At 71.2% G+C, this 16,113-nt stretch carries 14 protein-coding genes and 1 riboswitch; of the genes, 8 read left to right on the top strand and 6 right to left on the bottom strand.

Annotated elements, in window-relative coordinates; all coding sequences use genetic code 11:
- Positions 1-51: 51 nt before the first annotated feature.
- The 3 genes from WMF44_RS05110 to WMF44_RS05100 form a co-directional block, all read right to left on the bottom strand.
- On the bottom strand, positions 52-1,956 hold the full coding sequence (locus WMF44_RS05110; protein ID WP_437297992.1) for a hybrid sensor histidine kinase/response regulator: 1,905 nt from the start codon (positions 1,954-1,956) through the stop codon (positions 52-54).
- Positions 1,957-2,437: 481 nt separating this feature from the next.
- Positions 2,438-2,737 carry a hypothetical protein gene (locus WMF44_RS05105; protein WP_437297991.1) on the bottom strand — a complete coding sequence of 100 codons (300 nt, stop codon included), beginning with the start codon at positions 2,735-2,737 and terminating at the stop codon, positions 2,438-2,440.
- A gap of 167 nt (positions 2,738-2,904) precedes the next feature.
- Positions 2,905-5,127, bottom strand: a complete 2,223-nt coding sequence (locus WMF44_RS05100; protein WP_437297990.1) for a TonB-dependent receptor — start codon at positions 5,125-5,127, stop codon at positions 2,905-2,907.
- Positions 5,128-5,365: 238 nt separating this feature from the next.
- A riboswitch (cobalamin riboswitch) is annotated at positions 5,366-5,573 on the bottom strand.
- Between the two features lie 139 nt (positions 5,574-5,712).
- Between WMF44_RS05100 and typA the strand changes: the two genes are divergently transcribed.
- On the top strand, positions 5,713-7,599 hold the full coding sequence (gene typA / locus WMF44_RS05095; protein ID WP_437297989.1) for a translational GTPase TypA: 1,887 nt from the start codon (positions 5,713-5,715) through the stop codon (positions 7,597-7,599).
- A 122-nt stretch (positions 7,600-7,721) separates the two neighbouring features.
- Positions 7,722-8,216 carry a hypothetical protein gene (locus WMF44_RS05090; RefSeq protein WP_437297988.1) on the top strand — a complete coding sequence of 165 codons (495 nt, stop codon included), beginning with the start codon at positions 7,722-7,724 and terminating at the stop codon, positions 8,214-8,216.
- Here the strand turns inward: WMF44_RS05090 and WMF44_RS05085 are convergent.
- Positions 8,204-9,142 (bottom strand): LysR family transcriptional regulator, encoded by a 939-nt coding sequence (locus WMF44_RS05085; RefSeq protein ID WP_437297987.1) that lies wholly within the window; start codon positions 9,140-9,142, stop codon positions 8,204-8,206. The genes WMF44_RS05090 and WMF44_RS05085 overlap by 13 nt on opposite strands.
- A gap of 216 nt (positions 9,143-9,358) precedes the next feature.
- On the opposite strand from WMF44_RS05085, the gene WMF44_RS05080 reads away from it, so the two are divergent.
- A complete protein-coding gene (locus tag WMF44_RS05080; RefSeq protein ID WP_437297986.1) occupies positions 9,359-10,168 on the top strand; it encodes a haloacid dehalogenase type II in 810 nt (269 codons plus the stop codon).
- Positions 10,169-10,375: 207 nt separating this feature from the next.
- On the opposite strand, the gene WMF44_RS05075 is transcribed toward WMF44_RS05080, so the two are convergent.
- Positions 10,376-11,269: a hypothetical protein gene (locus tag WMF44_RS05075; RefSeq protein WP_437297985.1), complete on the bottom strand. Its 894-nt coding sequence runs from the start codon at positions 11,267-11,269 to the stop codon at positions 10,376-10,378.
- A 474-nt stretch (positions 11,270-11,743) separates the two neighbouring features.
- Positions 11,744-12,376 carry a DUF1990 family protein gene (locus WMF44_RS05070; protein WP_437297984.1) on the bottom strand — a complete coding sequence of 211 codons (633 nt, stop codon included), beginning with the start codon at positions 12,374-12,376 and terminating at the stop codon, positions 11,744-11,746.
- A 266-nt stretch (positions 12,377-12,642) separates the two neighbouring features.
- On the opposite strand from WMF44_RS05070, the gene WMF44_RS05065 reads away from it, so the two are divergent.
- From WMF44_RS05065 to WMF44_RS05045, 5 genes are all read left to right on the top strand, one after another.
- The gene (locus tag WMF44_RS05065) at positions 12,643-12,996 is read left to right on the top strand and encodes a hypothetical protein (RefSeq protein WP_437297983.1); all 354 of its coding nucleotides are present in this window, start codon (positions 12,643-12,645) and stop codon (positions 12,994-12,996) included.
- A gap of 5 nt (positions 12,997-13,001) precedes the next feature.
- Positions 13,002-14,183 (top strand): caspase, EACC1-associated type, encoded by a 1,182-nt coding sequence (locus WMF44_RS05060; RefSeq protein ID WP_437297982.1) that lies wholly within the window; start codon positions 13,002-13,004, stop codon positions 14,181-14,183.
- 137 nt (positions 14,184-14,320) lie between these two features.
- Positions 14,321-14,818, top strand: a complete 498-nt coding sequence (locus tag WMF44_RS05055) for an HD domain-containing protein (RefSeq protein ID WP_437297981.1) — start codon at positions 14,321-14,323, stop codon at positions 14,816-14,818.
- Entirely contained in the window at positions 14,790-15,275 is a 486-nt protein-coding gene (locus WMF44_RS05050; RefSeq protein WP_437297980.1) for a sigma factor-like helix-turn-helix DNA-binding protein, read from the top strand. The genes WMF44_RS05055 and WMF44_RS05050 overlap by 29 nt, the downstream gene beginning before the upstream one ends.
- Positions 15,272-16,111, top strand: coding sequence for a nucleotide-binding enzyme (locus WMF44_RS05045; RefSeq protein ID WP_437297979.1), 840 nt, complete (start codon positions 15,272-15,274; stop codon positions 16,109-16,111). The genes WMF44_RS05050 and WMF44_RS05045 overlap by 4 nt, the downstream gene beginning before the upstream one ends.
- The last annotated feature ends 2 nt before the right edge of the window (positions 16,112-16,113 follow it).

Genomic DNA, 16,113 nt, shown 5'->3' with positions numbered 1-16,113 from the left:
CAGGGCGCGCGCCCTCGCAATGGCGCCCTGGCCCGCGGCGGGATGAGGCGCTCAGCGGGCTCCAGCGCGATTGGCGATGTCCGCCAGGTGCTGTTTCAGCACCTCCGCGCGGACCGGCTTGACCAGGTGCACGTCGAACCCGGCCTCCCGTGTCATGCGGCGGTCCGATTCCTGGCCGTAACCGGTCATCGCGAACAGCGATAGGCCCGCGAGGCCCGGAATGCGGCGCAGCGCGCGCGCGACGTCATATCCTGTCATGCCCGGCATGCCGATATCGAGCAGCACGACGTCCGGCTGGAGCTGCGCCGCGAGCTCGAGCGCCGAAGGGCCGTCGAACGCGGCGTGCACGTCGTTGCCCATGCGCTTGAGCAGCAGCGCCATGCTCTCGGCCGAGTCGCGGTTGTCGTCGACGACGAGGATGCGCAGCTTGCGCCCGGCCTTCGTCGCGGGCGCGCCCGCCGTCGGCGGCGCGAGGGGGCGCGTCAGCCGCGGCAATCGCACGATGAACTCGCTGCCGCGGCCGGGCCCCTCGCTGAGCGCCCGGACCGTCCCGCCGTGCAGCTCGACCAGCCGGCGCACGATCGTCAATCCGAGGCCCAGCCCGCCCTCGACGCGATCGAGGCCGCGATCCCCCTGCGTGAACAGATCGAACACCTGCGGCAGCAGCTCGGGCGATATCCCCACGCCGCTGTCGCGGACACGGAGGATCGCGTGCGCGTCGTCCGCCTCCACGGTGACCCGGATCGAGCCGCGCAGCGGCGTGAACTTCGCCGCGTTGTGCAGCAGGTTGCTCGCCACCTGCGTGAGCCGCGCCAGGTCGCCCGAAACGATGGCGAGCGGCTCGGCGGGCAGCTGCAGCTCCAGGGTCTGCTCGCGCGCGTCGATCCAGGTCCGGGACGCTTCCGCCGCGCGCGTCACCACGTCGGCGAGATCGATCCGCTTGGACTCCAGGGCGATCTTGCCGCGCGTGATGCGGCTCACGTCGAGCAGGTCGTCGACGAGCCGCACGAGCTGACCGAGCTGCCGTTCCATCAGGCCGGCTGCCCAGACGACCTGGGCGTTGTCCTTGCCTTCGAGCTTGAGGACGCTGGTCGCGTTGGCGATCGGCGCCAGCGGATTGCGCAGCTCGTGCGCCAGCATCGCCACGAATTCCTCCATCTGGCGCGCGTTGGACTCCATCTGCTCCAGGCGCTTGCGCTCGCTCAGGTCGCGCGTGATCTTGGAGAAGCCGCGCAGTTCGCCGCTCGGGCCGTGGATGGCCGTGACGAGGACGCTCGCCCAGAACGACGACCCGTCCTTGCGCACGCGCCAGCCTTCGTCCTCGAAGCTGCCTTCGCGCCGCGCGGCGGCGAGCACCGCCTCTGGCCGGCCGCGCTCGATCGCCTCGGCCGGATAGAAGCGCGAGAAGTGCGTCCCGATCACCTCTTGCGCGGAGTATCCCTTGATCCGCTCCGCGCCGGCGTTCCACATGGTCACCCTGCCCTCGGGGTCGAGCATGAAGATGGCGTAATCCTTCACGCCTTCGACCAGCGTGCGGAAGCGCTCCTCGCTCTGCCGCAGCGACTCTTCCTGGCGCTTGCGCTCGGTCAGATCGCGCGTGATCTTGCAGAAGCCGCGCAGCTCGCCGCCGGGGCCGTGGAGGGCCGTGATGATGACGTTCGCCCAGAACATCGAGCCGTCCTTGCGCACGCGCCAGCCTTCGTCCTCGAAGCGGCCCACGCGCCGCGCTTCGGCGAGCTCTGTCTGTGGCCACTTCCGCTCGATCGCCTCGGCCGGATAGAAGCGCGAGAAGTGCGAGCCGATCACCTCTTGCGCGGAGTATCCTTTGATCTGCTCGGCGCCGGCGTTCCACGTGATCACGCGCCCCTCGGTGTCCAGCATGAAGATGGCGTAGTCCTTCACCCCTTCGACCAGCAGGCGGAATTGCAGATCGGCGCCGAGCTCCGTCGGATCCATGCGGCACAGCCTACAGCATGGGTGCACGTTTGCCACGCGGCGAGGCTCTCCGTTCCCGTCCTGCTCTCCGCATCTGCGAGCCGTCATCGTGGCGGCCGGCAGCGGCGAGTGACGAGCACAGCAATGGCCCCATGAGCCGGCGTCGAGAGCGCCCGCTGGCGGCCGCGCGGGGCCACCGCTGGCCGCTCGAAGGGTTCGAGAGTGCCAGGGCGGACTCATCGATTGTGGCGCCATCGAACGTGTCCGGCGCGAGCCACCCAGCCTCGAGGGCACCGGGGTTGTCTTGCCCATCAGCTCCGAGGGCGCGCGCCGCCGATCCGTTGCCGACGCCCGGTGGCTCACGCTCGATTTGGTGTGCGTGTCGCGGGCGAAGAAACGCCGGTGTACCCTGAGGCCCCCGCGAGCATCTCCGCTGCGACCGCTCCAGAACGAGCACCATCATGCATCCCGACCCCTGGCACGTGGTCACCAGACAACCGGACTACGTCCTGGCTTCCTGGCACCGGATCTTCTGTGTCATCTGGCGCCGCGAGACGACCGAGGACGGCGCGCGCCACCTGAGGGACGCGTGCGCGTAGTTCGCCAAGAAGCACCCGCGCGGCATAGGGCTGCTCACCCTCATCGAGAGCGGGGCGTCGTTGCCGCCGGCGCCCGCGCGCAGGGCGATCGCGAGCTTCCTTGCGGAGGCGAGCGCGACCATCAGGTGCTCAGCGGTTGTCTTCGAGGGCTCGGGGTTCCAGGCGGCGATGGTTCGCAGCGTCGTGACAGGGCTCACGCTCATTGCCCGTCAGCGTTATCCGCACAGGGTATGTGACCTCCGGGAAGCCTGGCAGATGTTCGCGGCGCTCCTGCCCGCGGCGACGGGCGCCGCCGTGAGCGAAGCCGCGTTCCGTGCGTCGCTCGACGCGCTACGCGAGGACCTCCGCCGGACATGAGCCGGCGCGGCGCCTACTCCCAGTACAGCGTCGCCCGCCCGATCGCCGTGAACGGCCACCCTGGCGAGTAGTGGATCCCGGTGACCGGGGCCGGCTCGTACGGCAGCCGCGACGCGCTCGCGAACTGGACCTCGCGCCACGTCGTATCGAACAGGTTCTGGATGTCCGCGGCCACCTCGACGTTCTTCCACCGCAGCCCGGCGTTGGCGTCGACGACCGTGAACCCCTCGGCGGTGAGCGACTCGTCCTCGGTCGCGGGCCGAGCGCCGATCGCCTTGACCCGCAGCGCCGCGAACGGCGTGAACGCGCCGAACGTCGGGCGGACGCCGACGCCCGCGGTCAGCGTCCGGGTCGGCGCGAGGGCGACCGCGCTCGCGTTGCCGGCGTTCTCGCGGAAGCGCGCGCGGGTGAAGGTCGCGTCCACGTCCGCGAAGAGCCAGCTCCGGAGCCGGTAGCGCCCGCCGATCTCGATCCCGTAGCGCCGCGTCTGCCCCGACGCCTCGGTCGCTCCCGCGTCGCCGCTCCAGACCAGCTCCGAGTCCAGGTCGAGCAGGAACGCGGCCCCGCTCAGCGACAGCCCGCGCAGGGGCGCGACCCGCACGCCGACCTCGTAGCCCGTCGCGGGCGTGATCAGCGTCGCCGCCCCCTCGCCCAGCACCGCGCCCTGCGCGTCGTTCGAGTGGAAGCCCCGCCCGAAGTGGGCGAACAGATCAACCCCCTCGGCGGGCGACACGATCGCCGTGAGCTTCGGGAGCAGCTGCATCTGTCCCCGGGCGCCGCTCGACCTGTTCCCCGCCGCCTCGAGGTCCTCGCCCGGATCGTCCACGTTGACGTCGATCCACTGCGCGCGCGCCCCGAGCACGACGCGGAGCCAGCGCCGGAGCCGGGCGTCCTGCTCGACGTAAACGCCGATCTGGCTCTCGTCGACGTGGGTCCTGCTCTTCTCCTCGATCCGCTCGCGCGCCTCGTCGTGGTGGAGGGACTTGTCGATCGCGTCCGCGCGGATCTGCGCGCCGAGCGAGGTCGTGAACCTCGCCCCGCCGATCTCGTATTGCCGGCGGAACCGGAGATCGGCGCCCCCGACGGCGCGGTCGTCGTTCTGCTCGATCTGGTCGCCGTGGACGGGGTCCTCGCTGAAGAACGTGAAGTTCGAGTACAGCGTGAAGCGGTAGCGGACGAGGTAGGCGAGCGCGCTCAGATCGGCGTCCCGCCACGCCATCGAGGTCGCGACGGACGCCATGTGCCGCTCGGTCGCCCCGCCCTCGGTCGGATCCACGGCGCCGAAATGGTCGATGCACGGCTGTCCGAACGCCGACGGCGGCGGGTTCAACCCGCCCTGCTCACCCTCGCCGCACACGGCGCGCGCGGGGATCTGGCCGGAGCCGTGCCAGGTCGATCCATACGACATCCATGTCATCTGGACCTTGCCTGTGTTGCCCAGATCGTGCGTGGCCCGCAGGTACACGTTGAAGCGCTCGAGCCGCTCCGGACTCAGGAACGGCCCGTCGTTCCGGTAGATCTCCGCCGCGGCCACCGCGCGCCACGTGTCGCCGAGATCCGGCGAGGCGATGACGAGGCCGCGCTGGATACCGTACTGCCCCAGGCTGACCTGCGCGTGGCTCTCCTCGAGCTTCTCGGCGAAGCGCAGGTTGACGGCGCCCGCCGTACCGAAGTCGCCGATGCTCGCGTAATAAGGCCCCTTGTACCCGTCGAGCCCTGTCACGAGCTCCGGGATCATGAAGTAGAGATCGGTGAAGCCGTGCCCGTGGCCGTGGCTGACCATGTTGACGGGCACGCCGTCGACGAAGAAGGCGACGTCGGTCCCGTGGTCCGCGTCGAATCCGCGGAGGAAGTACTGGTTCGCCTTGCCGCCGCCCGCGTGCTGCACGGCGAAGAGCCCGGGGACCGCCTCGAGGAGGTCGCCCGGCCGGAGCCTCGGCCTGAGCTCGAGCTCCCGGTGTCCGACGGAGACGCGCGACGCGGCCTCGCTGCCCGGCTTCTCCGCCTGGATCGTGACCTCGATCGCGGCGTCGCCCGCGGGCGCGCCCTCGCCGGCGGGCGCTGCAGCGGCGGCCTCCGGCGGGGCAGCGGCGGCCTCCGGCGGGGCAGCGGGCGACTCGGGGGCGAGGCCCTCGGCGCGCGCGGGCCGCGCGGCGGCCAGCACCATGGATAACGCGGCGAGCAGATGAAATGGATGGCGGTGCCCGTGGCTCGTCGTGACCGTCTCGCGCAGCATTCGTGTCCTCCTTCGCCGCAATCGCGCGGAGCGGCGTCGGGCCGCTCGCGTCGAGCTCCGCGAGGACGAAATGGCTGGCCATCGCACGGTGCGCTGGACCGACCTCTCGCCCCCGCGGGCGACCGGAAGGCGACGCGGGGGGCGGTTCGGTATCCGGGACGTGGCAGAGGCAGAGCTGCACCGGCTCGGACCTCACCGCCTCCCTCGAGGCTCCCAGGTCGAACCGGCGCCGGATGTCTCCCGCCGCCGGGCGCTGGCAGGTCTTCGGGCTCGCGAGCGCTCCGGTCTGACCGGCTCCCTACTGTCCACCGCTTCCCAGCCCTCGTCGGGCCAGTGCATGGGGTGGAGGTCGTTCTCGCTTACCGCTGCGGGGCAGCCCCGGAGTTTCACCGGGTTCCCTCTTCGGCCCAGGCGAACGCCCGGGCACCAGCGCGGCGCGCACCCTATGGCCGCGCGCCTCCGGCTGTCAATCGCTACCGCTCCGCTCGCCCGCTCGGCGCGCGCCGCTCCCGCGCCTCGCGCTCCTCATCCGAGCGCCTCGACGCGCGGCCCCCGTGCAGGCCGGACGTTCGGGCTCTAGCGAGGATGGGCTCGCTCCTCCGTGGGTCGCGTGCTACACGGCCGCCGCCGTATATGCCCCGTAACGATCTCCGCAATATCGCCATCGTCGCCCACGTCGACCACGGGAAGACGACCCTCGTCGATCACATGCTGCGCCAGTCGGGCGCCTTCCGAGAGAACGAGGTCGTGGCCGAGCGGGTCATGGACTCGAACGACCTCGAGCGGGAGCGCGGCATCACCATCCTCGCGAAGAACACGAGCATCCGGTACCGCGGGGTCAAGATCAACATCGTCGACACGCCCGGCCACTCCGACTTCGGCGGCGAGGTCGAGCGCACGCTCATGATGGCCGACGGGGCGCTCCTCCTCGTCGACGCCGCCGAGGGCCCGCTGCCGCAGACGCGCTTCGTGCTCTCGAAGTGCCTCCAGCGCGGCTTCCCTGTCATCGTGGTCATCAACAAGATCGACCGGAGCGACGCGCGCGCCCACGAGGTGCTCTCCGAGGTGTTCGACCTCTTCTGCGACCTCGAGGCGAGCGACGCGCAGATGGACTTCTCGACGCTCTACGCGATCGCGAAGTTCGGCCAGGCGAAGCGCGAGCTCGAGCACGAGGCGAAGGACCTCGAGCCGCTCTTCGAGACCATCCTCGAGCGGGTCCCCGGCCCCTCCGGCGACCCCGACGGCCCGCTCCAGGTCATCGTCTGCAACACGACCCACGACGAGTACGTGGGCCGGCTCGCGGTCGGCCGCGTGGTCCGCGGCACCGCCCGGTCCGGCGCCGACGTCGCGCTCCTCGCCGAGGGCGGCCAGTCGCGCGGCTACGTGAAGATGCTCTACGCCTACGAGGGGCTGAAGCGCGTCGCGGTCGAGAGCGCCGTCGCGGGCGAGGTGATCGCGATCGCCGGGATCGACGCGGTCACGATCGGCGACACGATCACGGATCCGGCGCACCCCGAGGCGCTGCCGCGCATCGTCGTCGAGGAGCCGACGATCAAGATGAAGATCGGCGTCAACACGTCGACCTTCGCCGGCAAGTGCAAGCAGTCGAAGTTCCTGACGAGCCGTCACCTGAAGGAGCGGCTCGAGCGCGAGGCGATGAAGAACCTCGCGATCCGGGTGGAGCCGACCGAGGTGCCCGACACGTTCGTGGTGCTCGGCCGCGGCGAGCTCCAGCTGGCGATCCTCGTGGAGACGATGCGGCGCGAGGGGTACGAGATGCAGCTCTCGAACCCCGAGGTGGTGACGCGCGAGATCGACGGCGAGGTGATGGAGCCGCTCGAGCTCGTGGTCGTGGACGTGCCGGACACCTACGTCGGCATCGTGACCGAGCGCCTCAGCTCCCGGCGCGGCCGGATGGTGAAGATGACGAACCCCGGCTTCGGCCGCGCCCGCCTCGAGTTCCGGGTGCCGTCGCGCGGGCTCATCGGCTTCCGCGGCGAGTTCCTGACGGCGACGCGCGGGACGGGCCTGCTCAACACGATGTTCGACGGCTGGGCGCCCTGGGGCGGCCCGATGATGCGCCGCCCGACCGGCGCCATCGTCGCCGATCGCGTCGGCGTGGCGACCCCGTACGCGCTGCACCACCTGCAGCCGCGCGGCATGTTCTTCATCGTCCCCGGCGTCGAGGTCTACGAGGGGATGATCATCGGCGAGCACAACCGGCCGAACGACACCGACGTCAACGTCATCAAGGAGAAGAAGCTGTCGAACGTGCGCAACCACGGCAAGGACGAGAACGTCCTCCTGGCCAGCCCGCGGCTGCTCACGATCGAGACGGCGATGGAGTGGATCGACGGCGACGAGCTCGTCGAGGTCACGCCCGACGCGGTGCGCGTCCGCAAGAAGGTGCTCGCGTGCAACCGCCGGGAGCGCCGCGAGGACGCGATCGAGCAATCGCAGGCGGTGGAGTGAGCGGCGGGGGCGCGCTGAACGTCCGACGCGCGCCCCGGCCGTGCCTGCCGCGCTGGCCATCGGGGCGCGCGGAACGTGCGACGCCCGCCGCTGCCGTGCCTGCCGCGTTATAAGATGCCCTGATGAGAACGACGCTGATCTTCGCTTTCCTGGCTTCGCTGATCGCGCTCTCGGGGGCGGGTGCTTGCGGCGGGGCCGTCGTCGTCGACGGGCTCCCCGGGAGCTCCGACGGCGCCGGGGGCGCCGGCGCAGCCGGGGGCTCGCAGTCGGCGAGCTCCGGCGGGGCCTCTGTCGAGGAGCAGCGGGCCTCGTGCGATTTCTTCTGCACGCTCTTCGACGGCGTCACGTGCCCGGAGCTCCGGTGTCGCGAGCGCTGCGCCGACCTGCTCTCCGTGCAGCGCCCGTGCAACGCGCTGACCGCCCCTTTCTTCGATTGCATGGGCGAGACGATCGCCTCCGTGAACCATATCCCCTGCGAGTACCTCGCGCCGTCGATCGCGTCGCTCTTCGATTGCGTGAGCGGGCGCGATCCGGAGTGCAGGACCGATTTCCTGCCCCAGACGTGCGACGCGCCGTTCGAGGAGCTCAGGGCGTGCCAGCGCGATCAGGGCCGGTAGCGGGGGCGCTCGCCGCCTGACGCGCGCGGCCGCGCGCCGGGGTCGAGGGCGCTGCGGAGCGGCCCGAGGGCGTCGGCGACGAACGCGACGAGCGCCTTCACGCGCGGCACCCCGCGCGTGTCGCGGTGCACCCCGAGCCACAGCTTGCGCCCTGGCGGCGGCGAGGGCGGCGAGAGCAGGCAAAGGCCGGCTGTCGCGTCGCCGAGGTAGCGGGGCAGGCAGACGAGCCCGACGCCGGCGGCCCCCATCGTCGCCTGGGGCTCGCGGCCGTTGGTGCGCGCGGCGACGCGGGCCTTCGCGGCGACGGCGCGCACCCACGACAGGTCGGCGATCGCCGGAGGCTCGTCGTTCATGGTGACGAGGGCGTGGCCCTCGCACTGCCGGCCCCAGTCCGGCGGGCCGTGCTCGGCGAGGTAGGTCTCCGATGCATAGAGCCCGAACCCGATCCGCGCGACCTCGCGCTGGAAGACCTCGTGGTGCTCGAACGCGGCGGGGCGAAGGGCGATGTCCGCTTCTCGACGCGGCAGGCTCAGCCACCGCGCGTCCGCGATGAGATCGACGGAGATGGCGGGGTGGCGCGCGAGGAACGGGACGAGCAGCGGCCCGAGGACGCGCGTGGCGAGCCACTCGGACGCGGTGATACGGAGGTGGCCTCTCAGGCCTGCGTCGCGTCCGGCGGCGGCGCGCTCGGCGGCGAGCGCGTCCTGCTCCATGCGCTCGGCGTGGCCGAGCACGCTCTCGCCCGCGGCCGAGAGCGCGAACCCCGACGGCGAGCGCTGGAAGAGCCTCGCCCCGAGGCGCCGCTCGAACGCCGCGACGCGCCGCCCCACGGTCGGCTGGGTGACCTTCAGGACGCGCGCGGCGGCGGAGAGGTTGCCGTGCCGCGCGACGGCGAGGAAGTAGCGCAGATCGTCCCAGTCGAGCATGGCTCCGGGGCGCGGGGCGCTGCTGCCGGAGAGCGCTCCGCGCCATGCAAAGGTGCATGGCGAGTCTACGTCGATGGCGGATCCCCGGGCAACGGCGGACCGCGCATGCTCTCCCGCGTGCGTTCCCGCACCCGCGACCCCGCGCACCCAGGCACTCGCGCGCTCGCGCGCTCGCAGGTCGCGTGGTTCACGTCGGAAGATCGGATGGAGGCTGGCATGTTGACGAATCGTCGTGAGTTTCTCCACCGCGTGACCGGCACGGCCGCGGCGGGCTTCCTGGGCTCTGCCCCGGCCGGGACCGCCTCCTGTGCCGCGCAGCACGGGCCGGCGCCGCCGCGGCCGGCGGCCGGGTCGAAGATCAAGGCGGTCGCCTTCGACGCCTTTCCCATCTTCGATCCGCGCCCGATCGCGGCGCTCGCGGAGGAGCTCTGTCCGGGCAAGGGGGCGTCGCTGAGCGAGGCGTGGCGCGCCCGGCAATTCGAGTACACGTGGCTCCGGGTCGCGTCCCACGAGTATGCCGACTTCTGGCAGGTGACGGCGGATGCGCTTGTGTTCGCCGAGCGCGCGCTGGCGCTCGATCTCGGGGAGGAGAAGCGGGCGCGGCTCCTCGGCGCCTACCTCGATCTCCGGGCGTGGCCCGACGTGCTGCCGGCGCTCCGGGCGCTGAGGGGCGCGGGGATCCGGCTCTCGTTCCTGTCGAACTTCACGCCGAGGATGCTCGGGGCCGCCATCGAGAGCTCCGGTCTGGGGGGCCTGTTCGAGCACGTGCTCAGCACGGATGGGGCGAGGACGTACAAGCCGGATCCTCGCGCGTACCGGATGGCGCTCGACGCGTTCGGCCTCACGCGCGAGGAGATCGCGTTCGTCGCGTTCGCCGGCTGGGACGCCGCGGGGGCCCGGTGGTTCGGCTATCCCACGTTCTGGGTCAACCGCCTGGGCCTGCCGGCCGAGGAGCTCGGCGTGCGCGCCGACGCGACGGGAGCGAGCCTGTCGGATCTCGTGGAGTTCGTGAAGGAGAGGGCGTGACCGGCGGGGCCATGCCGTCGACGACCGAGTCGAGGCTGGAGCGACAAACGGGCTGAAACCACGAGAAAAATCAGGAATTTCACAGGGAGGCGGGGAGGCGGGGAGGCGGGGAGCGAGAGACGGCAAGAGGGAGAAATTCATTTCTTCTTCCTCCCCGCCTCCCCGCCTCCCTGTGAAAATTCTCCGGGTTTCAACGCAATCGGTGTTCTAGGGATTCCCCTGCTGCACGGCCTCGTCTCCGACCGTGCTTTGCTCGACCTCGTCGCCGTCGATCGGGGCGGGCGCTTCCGGGTCCTGCTGCTGTCCCCCGCCTTGAGCCGGTTGCGCCCGCGCGAGCAGGCGCGGCGTGATCTGCTCGAAGTCGTCGCCGTGGAAATAGTACCCGATCCTCCGGAGGTGCTGGTGACGCCGCACGATCAGGGTCCACAGCCGATCTCGCGCGTCCTCGGCGGGCGATCTCTCCTTCTTCTTCACCTCGACCCGCGCGCCGTTCGGGGTCAGGTTCTCGAGCAGCCACTCGCTCGTGCGCCCGAGCTTCTCGATCTCCTCCCGCGTGAACGGGTGAAGCCCCTTCAGGGCGCCCGCGTGCCGCAGGAACAGCGTCGCGAGCTCCATCCCGTCCCGGGCCATATCGTACTTGCCGGTGCCGGCCCGGATCTGCGCGACCCGGTCCTTGTCGAGCAGCCCGCGCCGGGCGAAGAGCTCCGCCTGCGTCAGCAGCTCCTCGCGCGGGCCGCTGATCTCCTGGAGCGCCCGCTCTATCTCCCTCGGGCTCGCCGTGCGCGGCAGCGCTTCGCGCGAGGCGAAGAGGAGCGCCCTGGCGATGTCCGGCAGCTGCAGCACCTCTTTCAGAGGGATGCTGGGCAGGTGCTCGCTCACGGCCTGGGATTGCTTCCTCGTGCCGCACACCGCCGCGACGCCGCGCTTCACATTGACCAGCACGATGCGCGGGTCGGCGCGGCACCCCTGCACCTCGGCCTCCGGGATCTCCGCTGCCATCGGCAGGTATTGCCTGTAAAGGGCCTCGTAGCTCCGGGTCTGCTCGTCTCCCGCGGCATCCGCCGGCGGGGCACTCTCTTGTCGGCTTTTCGTTCTCGCCATATCGCGGACCATAAGCAGCGGTCATCACGAGCGAAAGTGGCCGGTCATCGCCTGTAATCTGGTGAGGCATCATGCAGAGTCGCCCGCGCCCGCGAACCTGAGCGAGCCGCCGCGGGCAGGTTTGTATGCTGCACTTCATCGGGAGGCGCGCGCGTACTCATACTTGCATGATGGCTTACTTTTATAGGAGGCGATGCAGGCAGATCTACATGCTGGGTTACTTCCGGACGAGGCACCGCAGGAACTTTTGTATGATTTTTCACTTCAACGAGCCGCCGTGCAGGGGCGCTCGTCCGATCCCCGGCTCCCGGGGCTCCCAGGAGAGGCGGCGCCGGGAGTTGCGGAGCTTCGAGGCGCTGCGCAGGATGCGATTCCGGGTGCCGGCGGATGGCAGTGCGGGCCCTCGCGTGATGTGGTGAAGGGAGCTCGGCGCGCGGGGCCCGATCACGGGGACCGCTCCGCTGCCGGCGCGCCTCACGGCGGCGAGGTCACGGCGCTGCGCATGGCGCGCATGGAGTCGCGGGCGAAGCGCCCCTGGACCCGGCGCGCGTAGGGATAGCCGAGCCGGGCGAGGAGGTGGTTCGGCCGGGAGACGGCGAAGATGTCGTAGGCGACCTCGCCGGAATGCTCGTCGTGCTCGACGAGGAAGCGCTCCTCGCCGCGCTCGCCGTGCTCCTCCAACGTCCCGTAGGCGAAGCCGAACCGGCGCACAGGGCCGCTCGTCTCATCGACCGTGGAAACGATCCGGCACGCATTCAGCCAGTGAATCCCGAGCACGCGGACGAGGATCGCCACGGTGACACCGGCCTCCAGGGGAGCGTCGGGATAGCAGAGCTCGACCCAGCCGAGCCGGAACTGCGCCCAGCGCCGCATCGCCTCGACAGCGCGGTCGAAGAGCGCTGTGCCCTGGCCGAGCACCGCGCGGTGGTGGTCGACGTTGAAGCGGGCAGGCGGCCGCGGGCGGCCATCGCCAGCGCCGGTGCAGCCGACCTCCGCGTACGAGAGCGGCCGGCCCGCCTGGCGAGCGAGGAAGGCGCGGATCGCGGCATCGGAGGGGCGGGCGCGGGAGAGCACGAGGGGCAGGATAGCCGACCGCGGAGACGCCATCTTGAGGGCCTTACAGTCACGACGAAGCACGAGGAGCAACTTCGCTGCTGGCCGACCTGCACGGATCCGAAAGATCTCTCACGTAGGAATCAGCATGGATATGAGATGTGCTGGACGCTCGCGAAGCAGGCTTCAGGCGCGCTTCGCAGGTCGAGGACGACGGCGCGTTCACCACGCGATCCCGCGCGCGCGCCTGGCACCTGCCAGCGAGCGCTGATACGCTCCTCGGCGACTCGTAACAGCGAGGAGGTGCATGGCCAATGGACATGCAGTTCAAATTTCACGACGCCGATGTCGAGGCGGACCAGCTGGACGCGATGCTCGAGAGCCTGATGCGCGACATCGGCACCGCGGGCGCGACCCCGCGCCGCGCCGTTGAAGGCCACCTCCCGAGGAACGCGAAGGGAGACGCGTTCACCGTCGGCGCCATCGCGCTCGCCGCGCTCCCCGCGGTGCTTCCCCAGGTGATTCAGCTCGTCAATGAGTGGGTCGTCCGCGCGCCGAGGCGCCGCATTCGCATCCGGGGGAAGAACGGCCTGGAGGTCGAGTTCACCTCGGACAAGCCGCTCGGGGAGAAGGAAGTGCTCGACCTCGCGCGCCGCATCAGCACAATCAAATGACAGCCATGGACAGAGATCCTGTGCTGGGCGGACGGGACCGCATCGCGCTCATCATCGCGAACGGAATGTATGCGGACGGCAGGTTGCGCTCGCTCCAGGCGCCCGCCCTCGACGCATCGAAGCTCGCCGACACGATGGGAAACCCGGACATCGGCGATTTTCGCGTCCAGCGCTGCGTCGATGGCAGCCAGCTCGAAGTCCGGAAGGCCATCGGCGCGCTCTTCCATCGCCGCCATCCAGAGGATCTGCTCGTCCTCTACTACTCCGGTCATGGCCTGAAGGACGACTGGGGTCACCTCCACCTCGCCACACACGACACGGAGAAAGAGCTCTTCAGCGCGACCTCGGTCGACGCGGCGTGGATCAGCCGCCAGATCGACCAGTGCCCCGCGAAGCGCATCGTCCTGATCCTCGACTGCTGCTACAGCGGCGCGTACGAGAACTCCGCCAAGAGCGAGCAGGACAGCGTCGACATCGCCGGGACGTTCATGGGAGACGGCTCGGGTCGCGTCGTGATCTCCGCCACGACGTCGGTCCAGCTGGCGTGGCAGGCCGACCAGCCCGTGGGGGTGCCCCCGCAGTCGATCTTCACCCGCCACATCGTCGAGGGCCTGTCGACCGGCACAGCCGATCTGGACCGAGACGGATACGTGGATGTCCACGAGCTCTGCGAGTACGTGCAAGCGAGCATCAAGGCCGAGGGAGGCCGGCAAACCCCGCAGATGTGGACGCAGAAGTACGAGGGGCGGCTGCGCATCGCGAAGGCCCCGCTCCGGCCCACCATCCCGGCGTCGGGCGGGAACACCTCGATCACCCACGAGCTCTTCGTGTGCAACGGGCCCCTCGCAGGTCGGCGGTTCGTGCTCCCCCCTGGAGAGTTCACGGTAGGGCGAGAGCCCGACTGCTTCATCCGCCTCGATGATCCGAAGGTGTCGCGAAAACACGCGACGATCGTCGTCGGAGCGGATGAGGTGCGCGTGATCGACCAGGGGAGCACCCACGGGACCAAGATCGACGATCAGCGCATCACGAGCGCCTTGCTCCCGCAAAACGGCCAGATCGTCGTCGGGGGCACCGTGCTCAGGCTGGTCCGCCTGGAGGCCCCAGGCACACGTCAGACCGCGGAGACGGTCGCTCACCCGCCCACCGGGCCGAGGAAGCGATCGGCCACCCTGTTCACCCCCTGAGCCCTGGCGCGGGGGGCGCCCGCGCTATGCTTCGGCTCGCCCGGCGCGCGGGGCCTCCCGGTGGGTGTGACCGCGCCCCAGGGTGAAGGGGCACCGCTCGCCCGCAGCCCGCGGGCGGCCTGACCGCCCCCCCGTCGATGCACAAGGACCTCCTCGATCTCCTCCTCGCCCTCGACCGCGTGCCGCAGGATCCGCGCTGGCACCCCGAGGGCGACGCGCTCTTCCATTCCCTGCAGGTCTTCGACCTGGCCCGCCGCGAGACAGCGGATCGCTCGCTCTGGGCCGCGGCCCTGCTCCACGACGTCGGCAAGGCGTTCGCCTGCGCCGACCACGCCGAGGAGGGGGCCGACGTGCTCGCGGAGCTCGTGTGCCCGCGGATCGTCTGGCTCGTGCGGCACCACCTCCACCTGCTGCGCGCGCCCGGCGCGACAAAGCGGCGCCTGCGGCGCACGAAGGCGCTCGCGGACCTCGCGCGGCTCCGCCGCTGGGACGTCGGCGGCCGCTCGCCGGAGGCCACCGTGCTCCGCCCCGAGGCCGCCGTGGAGCTCCTGCTCGACGGCGCAGACTGGACCCTCCTCTCGATCGGCGGCGAGCCCGCCCCCTCCGATGACCTGCGAAAGGAGCCGCTCGCCTGAGCGCAAGGTCCGCCGGGAGGTCCTCTGCGACGACGTCGACCGCTGGGGCGACGATCGCCGGCTCTGGGGCGGCGAGGCCGAGCCGCCCGGGCGAGCGCGGCTCTGCGCGGCGGTGCGGGACGCGGTCGAGACGGCGCTGACGGCGAAGCAGCGGGAGGTCGTCGAGGCGTATTTCTTCGACGGCCTTTCGCAAGGCGAGATCGCGCGCCGCCTCGGCGTGGCGCAGCAGGTGGTGCAGAAGCGCCTGTTCGGGGCGCCGCGGGGCGGCCGGGTGGTCGGCGGCGCGATGCTCCGGCTGCGGCAAGCCCTCGAGCCGGCGGTCGCCGCGGCGCCGGCGCGGGCGGCGGCGCCGCGAGCTGCGGCGCCGGCGCAAGCGGCGGAAGCGCCGGCGCGGGCGGCGGAGGCGCCCGCAGCGCGCGCGGCGCGGGTGGCGCGGGTGGCGCGGGTGGCGCGATGAGCGCCGAGCGCTTCGGCGGGCTGCGGGCCCGCATCGCCGCGGAGGCCGCGCGCCTCATGTACGAGGAAGGCGTGGACCAGTACTTCACCGCCAAGCGGATGGCCGCGAAGCGGATCCTCGGCCAGGTGGAGGGGCGGCGGGCGCGCTACCGGCCCGCGGACCTGCCCTCGAACGGCGAGATCCGCGAGGCGCTGCTCCTCTTCGCCGAGCGCGCCGAGGGGAACCAGCGGACGCGCCGGCTCTTCGCGCTGCGCATCGTGGCGCTGGAGGCCATGCGCGCGCTCGCGCCGTTCTCGCCGCGGCTCATCGGCTCGGTCTCCACCGGCCATATCCGCCGCGGCAGCGACGTCGATCTGCACGTGTTCCCCGCCGACGAGGAGGCGCTGGAGCGGCACGTTCGGGCGCTCGGCTGGACGTTCGACCGGGAGCGCGTGACGATCCAGAAGGGCGGAGAGCTCCGGGAGTACGTCCACTACCACGTGGCGGACGCGGCGCCCCTCGAGCTCACGGTGTACGCCCCGCGCGACCTGAGGGCGCGGCCCCGCAGCAGCACCGATGGCAAGCCGATCGTGCGCCTCGGCGTCGCCGCGCTCTCGGCGCTCTGCGCCCGGGATCACCCCGGCGCGTGGGAGCGTTACCTGGAGACCGGCGAGGTGGAGGGCATGGACGCGCTGCTCGAGGCGGACGAGGACGAGCCGCTCCCCGGGCCGTTCGATGGGCTGCTCCACGAGTCTGGCGGCGCCGGCGAGGGCGGCGACGAGCCGGCCTGCGCCGAGCCCGGCGAGGAGGACGACCCAACTCAAGACTACGAGCCGCTCCCCGGCTTCGAGGATTGACC

Origin of the sequence: Sorangium sp. So ce426 (assembly GCF_051475585.1) — a bacterium.
GTDB classification, from domain to species: Bacteria; Myxococcota_A; Polyangia; order Polyangiales; family Polyangiaceae; genus Sorangium; species Sorangium cellulosum_B.
This window is presented reverse-complemented; position numbering and strand designations above follow the sequence as displayed.

What these genes read in the sequence shown, in the direction of transcription:
- WMF44_RS05110 (WP_437297992.1), bottom strand. Translation starts at nt 1,956, where the DNA reads ATGGATCCGACGGAGCTCGGCGCCGATCTGCAATTCCGCCTGCTGGTC.
- WMF44_RS05105 (WP_437297991.1), bottom strand. Translation starts at nt 2,737, where the DNA reads ATGAGCGTGAGCCCTGTCACGACGCTGCGAACCATCGCCGCCTGGAAC.
- WMF44_RS05100 (WP_437297990.1), bottom strand. Translation starts at nt 5,127, where the DNA reads ATGCTGCGCGAGACGGTCACGACGAGCCACGGGCACCGCCATCCATTT.
- typA (WP_437297989.1), top strand. Translation starts at nt 5,713, where the DNA reads ATGGGCTCGCTCCTCCGTGGGTCGCGTGCTACACGGCCGCCGCCGTAT.
- WMF44_RS05090 (WP_437297988.1), top strand. Translation starts at nt 7,722, where the DNA reads ATGAGAACGACGCTGATCTTCGCTTTCCTGGCTTCGCTGATCGCGCTC.
- WMF44_RS05085 (WP_437297987.1), bottom strand. Translation starts at nt 9,142, where the DNA reads ATGCTCGACTGGGACGATCTGCGCTACTTCCTCGCCGTCGCGCGGCAC.
- WMF44_RS05080 (WP_437297986.1), top strand. Translation starts at nt 9,359, where the DNA reads ATGTTGACGAATCGTCGTGAGTTTCTCCACCGCGTGACCGGCACGGCC.
- WMF44_RS05075 (WP_437297985.1), bottom strand. Translation starts at nt 11,269, where the DNA reads ATGGCGAGAACGAAAAGCCGACAAGAGAGTGCCCCGCCGGCGGATGCC.
- WMF44_RS05070 (WP_437297984.1), bottom strand. Translation starts at nt 12,376, where the DNA reads ATGGCGTCTCCGCGGTCGGCTATCCTGCCCCTCGTGCTCTCCCGCGCC.
- WMF44_RS05065 (WP_437297983.1), top strand. Translation starts at nt 12,643, where the DNA reads ATGCAGTTCAAATTTCACGACGCCGATGTCGAGGCGGACCAGCTGGAC.
- WMF44_RS05060 (WP_437297982.1), top strand. Translation starts at nt 13,002, where the DNA reads ATGGACAGAGATCCTGTGCTGGGCGGACGGGACCGCATCGCGCTCATC.
- WMF44_RS05055 (WP_437297981.1), top strand. Translation starts at nt 14,321, where the DNA reads ATGCACAAGGACCTCCTCGATCTCCTCCTCGCCCTCGACCGCGTGCCG.
- WMF44_RS05050 (WP_437297980.1), top strand. Translation starts at nt 14,790, where the DNA reads ATGACCTGCGAAAGGAGCCGCTCGCCTGAGCGCAAGGTCCGCCGGGAG.
- WMF44_RS05045 (WP_437297979.1), top strand. Translation starts at nt 15,272, where the DNA reads ATGAGCGCCGAGCGCTTCGGCGGGCTGCGGGCCCGCATCGCCGCGGAG.